At 64.8% G+C, this 12797-nt stretch carries 11 protein-coding genes; 9 read left to right on the top strand and 2 right to left on the bottom strand.

What is annotated here, in order from left to right:
* The first annotated feature begins 33 nt into the window (after nt 1-33).
* Nucleotides 34-1164 carry a tRNA guanosine(34) transglycosylase Tgt gene (tgt, locus tag ACODR8_RS05150; RefSeq protein WP_489006257.1) on the top strand — a complete coding sequence of 377 codons (1131 nt, stop codon included), beginning with the start codon at nt 34-36 and terminating at the stop codon, nt 1162-1164.
* 158 nt (nt 1165-1322) lie between these two features.
* Here the strand turns inward: tgt and ACODR8_RS05145 are convergent, their stop codons facing one another.
* Nucleotides 1323-2834 (bottom strand): sensor histidine kinase, encoded by a 1512-nt coding sequence (locus ACODR8_RS05145; RefSeq protein ID WP_489006484.1) that lies wholly within the window; start codon nt 2832-2834, stop codon nt 1323-1325.
* A 103-nt stretch (nt 2835-2937) separates the two neighbouring features.
* Nucleotides 2938-3396: a NepR family anti-sigma factor gene (locus ACODR8_RS05140; RefSeq protein WP_489006256.1), complete on the bottom strand. Its 459-nt coding sequence runs from the start codon at nt 3394-3396 to the stop codon at nt 2938-2940.
* 85 nt (nt 3397-3481) lie between these two features.
* On the opposite strand from ACODR8_RS05140, the gene ACODR8_RS05135 reads away from it, so the two are divergent.
* From ACODR8_RS05135 to ACODR8_RS05100, 8 genes are all read left to right on the top strand, one after another.
* A complete protein-coding gene (locus ACODR8_RS05135; protein WP_217672390.1) occupies nt 3482-4273 on the top strand; it encodes a response regulator in 792 nt (263 codons plus the stop codon).
* An 81-nt stretch (nt 4274-4354) separates the two neighbouring features.
* Nucleotides 4355-4486, top strand: coding sequence for a hypothetical protein (locus ACODR8_RS05130; RefSeq protein WP_006967174.1), 132 nt, complete (start codon nt 4355-4357; stop codon nt 4484-4486).
* Between the two features lie 119 nt (nt 4487-4605).
* On the top strand, nt 4606-5268 hold the full coding sequence (locus ACODR8_RS05125; protein WP_294132333.1) for a sigma-70 family RNA polymerase sigma factor: 663 nt from the start codon (nt 4606-4608) through the stop codon (nt 5266-5268).
* Between the two features lie 52 nt (nt 5269-5320).
* Nucleotides 5321-5581: a hypothetical protein gene (locus ACODR8_RS05120; protein WP_489006255.1), complete on the top strand. Its 261-nt coding sequence runs from the start codon at nt 5321-5323 to the stop codon at nt 5579-5581.
* Between the two features lie 175 nt (nt 5582-5756).
* Complete coding sequence (locus ACODR8_RS05115; protein ID WP_489006254.1) at nt 5757-7145, top strand: TIGR03013 family XrtA/PEP-CTERM system glycosyltransferase; 1389 nt, start codon at nt 5757-5759, stop codon at nt 7143-7145.
* A 10-nt stretch (nt 7146-7155) separates the two neighbouring features.
* Nucleotides 7156-9228: an XrtA/PEP-CTERM system histidine kinase PrsK gene (gene prsK, locus ACODR8_RS05110; protein ID WP_489006253.1), complete on the top strand. Its 2073-nt coding sequence runs from the start codon at nt 7156-7158 to the stop codon at nt 9226-9228.
* Complete coding sequence (prsR, locus tag ACODR8_RS05105; protein WP_489006252.1) at nt 9228-10592, top strand: PEP-CTERM-box response regulator transcription factor; 1365 nt, start codon at nt 9228-9230, stop codon at nt 10590-10592. Before prsK ends, prsR begins: the two co-directional genes overlap by 1 nt.
* Complete coding sequence (locus ACODR8_RS05100) at nt 10589-12625, top strand: tetratricopeptide repeat protein (RefSeq protein ID WP_489006251.1); 2037 nt, start codon at nt 10589-10591, stop codon at nt 12623-12625. Before prsR ends, ACODR8_RS05100 begins: the two co-directional genes overlap by 4 nt.
* The last annotated feature ends 172 nt before the right edge of the window (nt 12626-12797 follow it).

Raw genomic sequence — 12797 nt, 5'->3', positions numbered from 1 at the left:
GTGCCTGCGCCCGTTCGCTCATAAACGGCGCGCGTGACCCAGACCCGTTTTTCCTTCTCCATCGCCGCGACTGACGGCAAGGCGCGCACCGGCGCGATCCAGATGCAACGCGGCGAGATCCGCACGCCCGCCTTCATGCCGGTCGGCACCGCCGCCACGGTCAAGGCGATGCGCCCGGCCGAAGTGCGCGCGACCGGGGCCGACATCATCCTGGGCAATACCTATCATCTGATGCTGCGTCCCGGCGCGGAGCGCATGGCGCGGCTGGGCGGCCTGCACGGTTTCATGGGCTGGGACCGGCCGATCCTGACCGACAGTGGCGGCTATCAGGTGATGAGCCTGTCGGAACTCACCAAGATGAGCGAGCAGGGCGTCGCTTTTTCCAGCCATATCGACGGGTCCAAACATATGTTGACCCCCGAACGGTCGATGGAAATCCAGCGGCTGCTCGACAGCGACATTGTGATGGCGTTCGACGAATGCACCAAAAATGGCTGCACCCATGACGAGGCGGCGCGGTCGATGGAGCGATCGATGCGCTGGGCCAGGCGGTCGCGCGACGGTTTTGACGCAGGCGGCGACCATGCGGCGCGTGCGGCGTTGTTCGGCATCCAGCAGGGATCGCTGGACAAAGGTTTAAGGCAGCAATCCGCGCAGCAACTGATCGACATCGGCTTCGACGGCTATGCCGTGGGGGGGCTAGCCGTGGGGGAGGGGCAGGAGGCGATGTTCGCCACGCTCGATTTCGCGCCGGACATGCTGCCGCAGGACAAGCCGCGCTACCTGATGGGCGTGGGGAAGCCCGACGATATTGTCGGCGCGGTCGAACGCGGTATCGACATGTTCGATTGCGTGCTGCCCACCCGGTCGGGTCGCAACGGGCAGGCCTTCACCTGGGCCGGGCCGCTCAATATCCGCAATGCCCGCTTTGCCGAAGATACCGGCCCGCTCGACCCGCGCTGCACCTGCCCGGTCTGCGCGACCTGGGGGCGGGCCTATCTTCATCATCTGGTGAAAGCCGGAGAGATGCTGGGCGCGATGTTGATGACCCAGCATAATATCCATTTCTACCAATCGCTGATGCAGGCGATCCGCGACAGCATCGCGGCGGGCCAATTCGCCGCATTCGCCGCCGATTTCCGCCGGGATTATCAGCGCGCCTGAGCGTGATGATTTTGGCGTGAAAGCTCCAACCTCCGTTCGTTTCGAGCGAAGTCGAGAAACCGGCGCGCTGTTTCTCGACATAGTTTATCCTGAGCGCCTGCCGCAGGCGGGCAGTCGAAGGGCTCGAAGCGAACGGATCAAGGTGTAGGCATCGCGCTTCAGGGAATGACGCTGATCTCGATCGTATAGCCGCCCGCTTCCGCATCATGGTCCAGCGGCGCGCGCAGCTGGCGCGACAGGCCGGTCAGCACCCGGCCATAGCGTTCGGCCAGATGGATGGTCATCGCGTCCGACGCGCGCAGGCCGCTCGACCGCACGCTCAGCAGCGCGCGATTGTCGCGACCCGCCACCCCCCGCACCGCAATCCGCATCGCGCCATGCGGGTCGAGCATCATCGCCAGTTCGACCAGTTCGGTCAGCAGAAAGGCGATCGGCACGGCGACATCCTGACTGATGTGCAGGTCGTCCGCGTCGATCTGAATACCAAAGCGCCGGGCCTGCGCCGGGGCAGTAGCGCGCAGGCTGGCGGACAATTCGCTGATGAGCGGGCGTACGCCGACGCCGCGATTATCCTCCAGTTCGGCGAAATGATTGCGATGGACGACGGACAGCGCATCGACCCGCCGCTGGATCGAGGCATAGGCCTCCACCGCTTCGGGATCATGCGCGGACCGGGCGTGCAGGTTGATGAGGCTGGCGATGATCTGAAGGTTGTTCTTGACCCGGTGATGCACTTCGCGGGTCAGCTTGCGCTGGGTTTCCAGCCCCTGCGCCATTTCCGCTTCATGGGTGGCGACATCTTCGCTGATTTCGCGGAAAGTTTCGCCCAGCGCGACGATCTCCTGCGCGGGGGTACGGATTTTTTGCAACGGCTCCAGCACTTCGCCCGGATGATAGGCCGCAACCGACCGGCGCAGCAGCACCAGCGGGCGGATCAACAGGCGATTGACCACGAACCAGCCGACCGCCGCCGCCGCGAACCACATGACCAGCGGCAGGAAGAGCGAGAGCATCCGGGCAACCGTTGCGGGCGGATCGCGCACCGTCATGGTCAGCACGATGTCGGGCGGGTCGAGGCGGGCCGACAGGCTGCTGCTATGGCCGCTGATCGGCGGGCCGCCGGGACGGCTTATCACCATCCGCGCGTCACCCTGCCGCAGGGTCAGTTGCCGGTTTTGCAGTGCGGTGGCGGGATCGGCGACGCTTTCGAGGTGGGCGCGCGAATAATAGGCAAAGCCGACCAGCGCGCCATTACGGCTGCGTACCCGGCTCACCAGAAATTGCGACGCGGGCAGCAGTTGCGCGTCCTTGCCCGCGAAACGCTCACCGATGGCGATGCCAGCGGGTTCCGGGACCGGTGATCCGCACAGGCGCGTGCCGCGCCGGTCGTAAATGTAAAAATGCCCGCCATCGCGGTCATGCGAGGTCAGGAAAAGTTCCAGCCGCTGGCAGATGCCCGTCTCGCCGCCGGGGCTGGCCAGGGCGTTGACGGTCAGTTCCAGCGCCGTCCGGTCCGATTGCAGATCGGCGGTCAGCTTGCGTGCGCTCTGCGTCACCGCGACGCGCAGCAGGGCTTCCTTTTCAAGGTCAGCGGTGCGGATGGCCTGGAGCGAGGCGATGAGCGCAATCAGCCCCAACGGCAGAAGCGCCAGCGTCAGGATGAGGAACATCTTGACACCGGTTGACCGGAAAAATCCAACAAGCGGCACGCCCGACGATCGGGCGGTCCCGGTGCGGGCGGCCGGAGGAAGGCTGCCCCCGTTCATGGCTGTGTCAGTCCAGCTTGCTTAGCAGATCGAGCATTTCGGAGGGGATATCTTCATCCACAGCGCGCTGATAGACGGTGCGCAGCGCCTGGGACACATGGCCATCTTCTTTGGGGGCGGCACGGCGCTTGCGGGGTGACGAAGCGGCATGAGGGCCGCTGTCCGGGCTGGTAACGCCATCTGGCTTACCCCCTCCCGCCGCATTACGTTCCGTCGATGAAGAAACCAAAATCAGCCCCTCTGAAGCAATATCTGACACGCCAGCCTGCCCGTATTTGCGGGATTCTTGCAGGACGTCAATTCGTCGTCCCGCGCGATTGATACAAAATTCACGATAAAATCGAAAAATCCATATGGCTGCGAAACAAATCTCCCCGTTGATGGTTCCGACGAATGAAGCATTTTTTATGCAGCCGCGCTTTTGGCAATGTTTGGGGGACGGGGGTTGCCATGACGGCAGGGACATTCCATCCTTTCACACGCCACACATATATGCCGGCGCCGATGCTTCGGAACATTACGCCCCTTATGGGCAGGGAGAAGATTTGACGATGTCGCTTGGACAGCAATTGCACCCCCATCTTCCGTTCCTGCGGCGCTATGCCCGCGCGTTGACCGGCAGCCAGGCGCATGGCGACGCCTATGTCCGCGCCGCGCTGGAGGCGATCGTCGCCGCGCCGGAGGAGTTTCCGTCCGACGTCGATCCTCGTCTGGGCCTCTATCGCACCTTCCACGCCATCTGGTCCTCCTCCCATCTGGAGGATATTCCGGTCACGTCAGGCGGCAGCCGCGAAGCGATCGCGCAGGCGCGGCTTGCCCGCCTGACCCCGCTGCCGCGTCAGGCGCTGCTGCTGACCGCGCTGGAAGGCTTCACCGTCGATGACGTCGCTTATCTGATCGACATGGACAGCGCCGATGTGGAGGCGCTGGTCGAGGAAGCACTCAGCGAAATCGAGGCGCAGACCCGCGCCAAGGTGCTGATTATCGAGGATGAGCCGATCATCGCGATGGACATTGAAACCATCGTCCGTGATCTGGGCCATGATGTGACCGCCATCGCCGTGACCGCGGAGGATGCGGTGCGCGAAGCGCTGGCCGATCGTCCGGGGCTGGTGCTGGCCGACATTCAGTTGGCCGACGACAGCAGCGGCATTGACGCGGTGAAGGACATACTGGCTGAATTTTCGGTGCCGGTGATCTTCATCACGGCCTTCCCCGAACGGCTGCTGACGGGCGAACGGCCAGAGCCGACCTTCCTGATCACCAAGCCGTTCCAGCGGTCGACCGTCAAGGCGGCGATTTCGCAGGCGCTGTTCTTTGACGAGGCAACTGCGCCTGCCTGACCGGCAGGGCGTTAATAACCAACTGGTGGAACTCCCGATCGTTGCTGGCGTTAATGATGCGTAACGATCGGGAGATGGGCCATGGTTGATCCTGAACAGCATATCACGACCGATGACGCGCGCGGCGGATCGACGGAGCATGTCGTGCGCTATGTGCTGGGCATTTCGCTGGCACTGGCCGTGATCGCAATGCTCTTCGTGCTCTGGCGCTGACGGCACAGATTGCGGGAACTGGTTTTTGACGGCACATGATTTAGGATGCGGGCGCATTTATGGCTTTGACGATGTCGGTTCATGGGATGAGGACGGCAACCACCAAGGGGGACCTGCCCATGTCTGATGACGTTGGCGACAGCGATGACCTGACCGAGATTGTGCCGGCGGAAGAGCGCGCGCCGCTTTCGGACACGGATTTCAAGCGTGAACTGGCAGCGGTCATCCCGCACCTTCGCGCCTTTGGCCGTTCGCTGTCGGGCAACCGGGATACGGCGGACGATCTGGTGCAGGAAACCCTGCTCAAGGCCTGGGCGGCGCGGCAGCGTTTCCAGGCCGGCACCAACATGCGTGCCTGGACCTTCATCATCCTGCGCAACCATTATCTTTCGCAGATGCGCCGTTCGCGCTTTCGCGGCGATTGGGACGACCTGACCGCAGATCGCATCCTCGCGGCGCCTGCATCGCAGGACAAGCATGTCGAACTCAGCGACATGCAGCGCGCCTTGCTGCAACTGCCCCAGCCCCAGCGCGAGGCGCTGATTCTGGTGGGTGCAGGGGGCTTTGCCTATGAGGAAGCCGCCGAGATTTGCGGCGTGGCGGTCGGCACGATCAAGAGCCGGGTGGCGCGCGGTCGCGCGGCGCTCGAACAGATACTCGAAAGCGGCGACCTGCCGTCGCGCCGCAGCCAGGTGACGACCGAAACAGCCGTGCTGGACGAGATTATGGACGATGTCGACCGGCTCAGCCGTGGCCGTGACCATGGTCCAATAGAGGATTAACCGGAACGATTGGCCCGCTCTGCCCGTTGTTGCTCCATCAAGGAGACGCAATATGGGCAACGACCCCACGGGGCGGGACGATCCGTCGGTTCATGTCACCATAGTCGAGCGATCGCGTGGCAGCGGCGTGGTGTTTGCGCTGGTCGCGCTGGCGCTGATCCTGGCCATCGGCTTTTTCTACCTGACCAACGATCGCCGCGATGATCGTCAGGCGGAAGCCGTCACCGGGGCCGCGCAGTCGGTGGACGACGCGGCCAAAATGGTCGGCGACGCGGCCAAGGATGCAGCCGACAAGCTGCGCAACGATAATTGATCAATAGCGGCGTGAGACGCTGACATGATCGGATGATCCCAGCGCGCCATATTTAAGCACTTTCGTCCCGGATTCAGGATTTCTTTGCCATTTTCGGGCAGGGTATAGCCCTGTCGGATTTTCTTACAGCCATTGTAAGGGCAGGTCCGACACCACCAGGACCGATAGTGCGACCATGATCAGGCTGTTCAAACATTATGTGCCGCACGCCGTGCTGCTGCTGGGGCTGCTCGATTTCGTGCTGCTGCTCTGCGCGGCGGAGGGCGGCTGGATCTTGCGCGCACACCAGATCGGCATGGATATCGAACATGTGTCGACCCGCATGGGGCCGCTGCTCAGCTTCGCCTTCGCGATCCAGACCGGCATGATCGCGGTCGGCGTCTATGGCACCGAAGCGTTGCAATCGATCCGATTCGCCTTTGCCCGGCTGCTGGTCGCTGTGTCGCTGGGCGTCATCTTTCTCTCGGTCCTCTATTTCCTGCTGCCCGGCATGACGCTGTGGCGCTCCAACTCGCTCTACGCGATGGGGCTGGCGATGGGCTTGCTGCTGGCGCTGCGTCTGCTGCTCGGTTCGATGCTGGGCGGCGAAGCGTTCAAGCGGCGACTGGTCGTGCTGGGTGCGGGCAATCGCGCCGACCGCATCCGCGAACTGGAAAAGAAGAAGGGCGCTGGCTATCTGGTCGTCGGCTATATCGCCATGAATGACGGGCCGCAGGTTGTGCAGGAAGCGATCAACCGCAGCGCCATCTATAATCTGTCCGATTTCGTCGTCCGCCTGAACGCCAGCGAAGTGGTGCTGGCGTTGGAGGAACGGCGCAACGCCATCCCCATGTCCGACCTGTTGCGGATCAAGACCACCGGTGTCCATGTCAACGACCTGTCGACCTTTCTGGAGCGGGAGACGGGCCGCGTCGACCTGGCCAGCGTCAATCCCAGCTGGCTGATCTTTTCCGACGGCTTTTCCGCCGGTCGCCGCATATCCAGCTTTGCCAAGCGGCTGTTCGATATCCTTGCCAGCGCCCTGCTGCTGGCGCTGACCGGCCCCGTCATCCTGATCGCGGCCATATTGGTGAAGCTCGACAGCAAGGGACCGGCTTTCTACCGGCAACAGCGTGTCGGCCTGTTCGGCCAGGAATTCTGGATCGTGAAGCTGCGCACCATGCGGACCGACGCGGAAGTCGATGGTCAGGCGGTCTGGGCCGAAAAGGATGATCCGCGCATCACCCGCCTCGGCTATTGGCTGCGCAAGTTGCGGATCGACGAATTGCCGCAGACCTGGACCGTGCTGAAGGGCGAAATGAGCTTCGTCGGCCCGCGCCCCGAACGTCGCCAGTTCGTCGAGGATCTGGAACAGCATCTGCGCTATTATGCCGAACGCCATATGGTAAAGCCCGGCATCACCGGCTGGGCGCAGATCAATTACCCCTATGGCGCGTCGATCGAGGATGCCCGGCACAAGCTGGAATATGATCTCTATTACGCCAAGAATTACACGCCTTTCCTGGACCTTTTGATCCTGATCCAAACCCTGCGGGTGGTCCTCTGGCCCGACGGCGCGCGCTGAGGCGCACTTTATGGGCATGCTGCTTCAATTTGTCGGCGACTGGGGCCATGCGCTGGCCGCGGTGCTGTTTGCGGCGCTGGGCATCTTCATCCTGCGGCGGCGGGAGGAGGCAGCCGAACCCCGGATGCTGGCGGTCGCGCTGCTGCTGACCAGTTGCTGGGCGCTTTATGTGTCCTTCGGGGGCGTCTCCAAACCGCTGACCGGTATTGGCGAAAGCATCCGCAATGCTGCCTGGCTGCTGACGATGTTCGTTATGCTGCGGCGCGGGCCGGTGGGCCGGGCCGGGCCGATCCTGGCGATCAGCGCGCTCTATGCTGCTGTTGCCGGGCTGATCCTGCTCCAGACCTCGACCGATCTGGTCTGGCGGCAATTGTCGCCGGACGGCGATATGCATCGGGCGCTCGTCAATGTGTCGCTGGTGCTGCGGATGATGACCGCGATCGGCAGCCTGCTGCTGGTCCATCATCTCTACACTGCCTGGCCCTCGCGTGAGCGGGGCGGGGTGGCGCTGCTGCTCGGCGCGCTGGTAGCGATGTGGACCTACGACCTTAATCTCTACGCGCTCTGCTATTTCGCCCCGACCCGCATCAGCGAACTTTACGCCCTGCGCGGCCTGCTGATGGCGCTGCTTGCCCCGGTGATTGCGGTGGGCATGCGCAAGGATTTGGCGGGGCGGCTGCAATTGTCGCGCACCCTGACCTTTCAATCGCTCTCATTCTTTGCCATTGCCCTCTACGTCATCGCCCTGACCGCCGCCGCCATATTGGTGGAACTCATCGCTGGTCCCTACGCCCGCGTGGTGGAAATCGGCGCGGTATTCTTCACCGCCGTCACCGCTCTGGTGCTGCTGCCATCGCCGCAGATGCGCGCGCTGTGGAAGGTGCAGGTCGCCAAGCATTTCTTCCAGCATCGCTATGATTATCGCACCGAATGGATGCGCTTTGGCGAGACGATCGGCCGCCCTGGCGAGGATGCCGCGCCCTTGGGTGAGCGTGTCGCCAAGGCGGTCGCTGACATCACCGATTCGCCCGCCGCCATGCTGCTGCTGCGCAACGAACAGGGCGGGCTGACCTTCGAGACGCACTGGAACTGGGACGGCGACCTGCCCGATAGTGCGACGCTGGCCCCCGAAATGGTGGCCGCATGGGAACCGAACGGTTGGATCATGGATCTTGGCAAGCCCAGGACCGGGGAGAGCGTGCTGCACCTGCCCGACTGGATCGCACAGGACAGGCGCGGCTGGGCGCTGGTGCCGCTGGTCCATTATGGCCGCCTGATCGCTGCCATCCTGCTTGCCCGTCCGCCGATCGACCGGCGGCTCGACTGGGAGGATTTCGACATGCTGCGCGCCGCCGGGCGGCAGGCCGCGACCTATATCAGCGAGGCGCAGGGCCAGCAGGCGCTGGACGACGCGCAGCGGTTCGAGGAATTCAACCGCCGCTTCGCCTTCATCATCCACGACGTCAAAAATCTGGTGAGCCAGCTTTCGCTGCTCGCCCGCAATGCGCAGCGCCATGCCGACAACCCGGATTTCCGCGCCGACATGGTCCTGACGCTTCAGGAATCGGTCGGCAAGATGAACGACATGCTCGCCCGCCTGTCGCAGCATAATAAGGGGCGGGCGGAGGAACCCCGTCCGCTCTCGCTGCGCGACATGGCCGATCAGGTCGCCCGCACCCGCGCGCGCCAGCATGTGGTCGAAGTGTTCGGCACTGCCCCGCTGGCGCTGGCTGATCCCACGCGGGTCGAACAGATACTCACCCATCTGCTCCAGAATGCGATCGACGCCAGCGCGCCCGACAGCCCGGTCGAACTGCGCCTGTCCGCCGATGCCAACGACGTGCTGGTCGAGATTATCGACCATGGCCGGGGCATGAGCGCGGAATATATCCGCCGCGATCTGTTCAAGCCCTTTTCCTCCAGCAAGGTGGGCGGCTTTGGCATTGGCGCGTTCGAGGCGCGCGCGCTGGCGCAGGCCATGGGCGGGCGGATCGACGTTGAAAGCAAGATCGGCGTCGGCAGCCGCTTCACCCTGCGCCTGCCGCTGGCCCCCCGGATCGACCAAAAAGAGAAAGCCGCCTGATGAGCGACACGCGCCCCAAATTGCTGATCGTCGAGGATGATCCGGGTCTCCAGCGCCAGTTGCGCTGGGCCTATGAGGATTATCGGCTGTTCATCGCGGGCGACCGGGACGAAGCGATCGAGATGCTGCGCGCGGAAACGCCCGATGTCGTAACGCTGGACCTTGGTCTGCCGCCAGACCCGGACGGCACCAGCGAGGGCTTTGCCACGCTGGCGGAGATATTGCGGATCAAGCCCAACACGAAGGTCATCGTCGCGTCCGGCCATGGCGCGCGCGAAAGCGCGCTGGATGCGATTGCGGGCGGGGCCTATGATTTCTACCAGAAGCCGGTCGATATCGACGAACTGGGCATGATCGTCCGCCGCGCTTTCCACGTCCATGCGCTGGAGCAGGAAAATGCGCGCCTCGCCGACACTGCGCCGGAGGATGGCCGGGTCTTGGGCCGCCTGATCAGCGCCGCGCCTGAAATGATGAAAGTCGCCCGCACCATCGAACGGGTCGCCAGCGCGCAGGTCTCCGTCCTGCTGCTCGGCGCCAGCGGCACCGGCAAGGAATTGCTGGCGCAGGGGCTTCATGACGCCAGCCCGCGTCGGAACGGGGCTTTCGTCGCGATCAATTGCGCCGCGATCCCCGAAACCCTGCTCGAATCCGAACTGTTCGGCCATGAAAAAGGCGCGTTCACCGGCGCGATCAAGATGACGCCGGGCAAGATCGAACAGGCGCAGGGCGGCACATTGTTCCTCGATGAAGTGGGCGACATTCCGCTGGCGCTTCAGGTCAAATTGCTGCGCTTCTTGCAGGAGCGCTCGATCGAGCGGGTCGGCGGTCGCACCGCGATTGCCGTCGATACCCGCATCGTCTGCGCCACCCACCAGAATCTGGAGGAGATGATCGCAGCGGGCAGCTTCCGCGAGGATCTCTATTATCGCCTCGCCGAAATCGTCATCCGCATCCCTACGCTGAAGGATAGGCCGGGCGACCCGGCGCTGCTGGCGCGGCATTTTCTGACCCGCTTCGCGCGGGAGATGAACCCTGGGGTCAAGGGGCTGGCCCCCGATGCACTTGCCGCGCTCGACGCCTGGACCTGGCCGGGCAATGTGCGCGAGCTGGAAAATCGCATGAAGCGGGCGGTCATCATGGCCGATGGCAAGCTGGTGACCGCCGCCGATCTCGACCTGGACGAGGAACGCGCCGCCGGGGGCGAGGTCGTGAACCTGAAGGCCGCGCGTGAAATGGCCGACCGTCGTGCCATCCGCCGGGCGATCGCCCGCACCGACGGCAATATATCGGGCGCGGCCAAGATATTGGGGATCAGCCGCCCGACCCTCTACGATCTGCTCAAACAATATCAGATGCAGGCATGAGCCGGACCCGCATCGCCCTGATTGCTGGAATTGTCGTCCTGCTGCTAGGCGTGGCGGGCCTGTGGCAATGGCGCGCGCATGAGCGTGACGGCAGCGCTGCGCTGGCGCGCGGGCTGGCGGCGCTCGACAAGGGGGACGCCCGCACGGCGCGGATCGAACTGATGAATGCGATCAAGGGCGCGCCGCGTTCCGTGGTGGCGCGGGAGGCGCAGGCGCGGGCGCTGGTGGAATTGGGTGACGGGGCAGGGGCGCAGGCCGAAGCGGAGCGCGCGCGGGCTTTGGGTGCGCCGCCGTCGCAGACCCGCGCGGTCATGGCGCAGGCGCTATTGTTGCAGGGCGATGCCGCCGCTGCGCTCAAGGAGGCTCGCGCGCCCGACGTACCCGACACTGAGCTGGACATGGTCGCGCGGGTTACAGCGCGTGCCGCCATGGCGCAGGGAGATATGCGCGCGGCGCACAATGCGCTGGCCAGGGCTCTGTCGATTGCGCCCAATGATGCGGAAAACTGGGTCGAGCTTGGCCGCTTCCGGCTGGCGACCGGCGATCAGGCGGGGGCGATTGCGGCGGCTGACCGGGCCGTTGCATTGAACCCAGCCGATGCCAAGGCGCTGACGCTGCGCGGTGAACTGACCCGCGCCCAATATGGCCTGACCGCATCGCTGCCCTGGTTCGATCGGGCGCTGGCGGTTAGCCCCGATTCGATCCCGACGATGGAGCAATATGCCGCTACGCTGGCCGATGCCGGGTCGGCGGGCGCGATGCTCAGCCTGACCCGCCGGATATTGGCGCTCGATCCCGCCAATGCGCGCGCGTGGATGATGCAGGCGGTAATGGCGGCGCGCGCGGGCAAGGCTGATCTTGCCCGCACTTTGCTGGATCGCACGCAGGGGCGGCTGGACGATGAACCGGCGACCCGGTTGTTGCGTGGCGTGCTGAATTTGCAGGAGGGCAATGCCGTCCTGGCCGTCGAAGCGCTGGCCCCGCTGGTCGCGGCCCAGCCCGACAATCGCACCGCCCGCACGCTGCTGGCGCGCGCCCAATATCTGACCGGCGATTATGCCGGTGCGGCGACGCTACTCGCCCCGATCGTCGCCCAGCGCGACGCCGATCCCTATGTGCTGACGCTGGCCGCGCGCGCGCAGGAGGGGTTGGGCAACCGGGCGATGGCCGCCGACATGCTGGCCCGCGCCGCCTGGCCGGTGCGCGCGGCTGCCGATCCCTTCGCCAGTCCGCGCGATGCGATGCTGGCCGATGGACCACCGCCCGCTAGTGCCGCGACGGCGCGCGAGAATATCCCCTATATCCGTGCCTTGCTCAGCACCGGCCGCATCGGGGACGCACTGGCCCGCGCTGAGGCGCTCAGCCGCGCCAATCCCGGTGCGCCCGACGCCTGGCTGATTGCGGGCGATACGCTTGGCGCTGCGGGCCGTCCCGCCGACGCGGCGCGCGCTTATGAGGCCGCCGCCAATATCCGCTTCGATCGCGCCGCTGCCATGCGCCTTGCGGCCGCATGGGGGCAGGCGGGCAATGCCGTGCGGGCGGCGCAGGTCGTGCAATTGTTCCTGACCCAACACCCCAATGACGTCGAAGCCCAGCGCCTTGCCGCCGCCATCGCCATACAGCGGCAGGACTGGCGCGCTGCGCTGCGCCTGTTGCAGGCGGTGCGGGCGCAGACCGGGGATGGCGACGCGGTGCTGATGGCCGACCTCGCCAGAGCCGCGCTGGAAACCGGCGATCGGTCTGCGGCGCGCGCCTACGCCGCCCATGCCTATCGCCTGATGCCCGCCAACCCGATGACCGCCGACATCTATGGCTGGACTCTGCTGCGCACTGGCGAAAAGGGACCGGCGGTGGTCGATCTGCTGGAAAAGGCAGTGGCGCTGGCACCGGGACTTCCCGTGCTGCAACTCCATCTGGGGCAGGCTTACGCTGCGGCAGGGCGCAAGGGTGAGGCGAAGCTGGCGCTGCAACGCGCTGCGACCGGCAATTTTGCCGGGAAACAGGAAGCGGTCGACGCGCTGGCGGCGCTATAGGCAGGAGTCCTTTGCGAGACTTTGATTTTTCCCGTTCGCCCTGAGCCTGTCGAAGGGCAGTCCTTCTTGACGAAAAGGACAAGGCTTCGGCAAGCTCAGCCCGAACGGGAGTGTGGGGCGGAGATGACGCAATGATCTCCGCTCAGGACCAATACTAACGTGCGACGATTGT

This window comes from Sphingobium sp. FG58, from assembly GCF_057809055.1.
The sequence above is the reverse complement of the archived record's forward strand: the minus strand, read 5'-3'. Positions and strand labels throughout refer to the sequence as shown.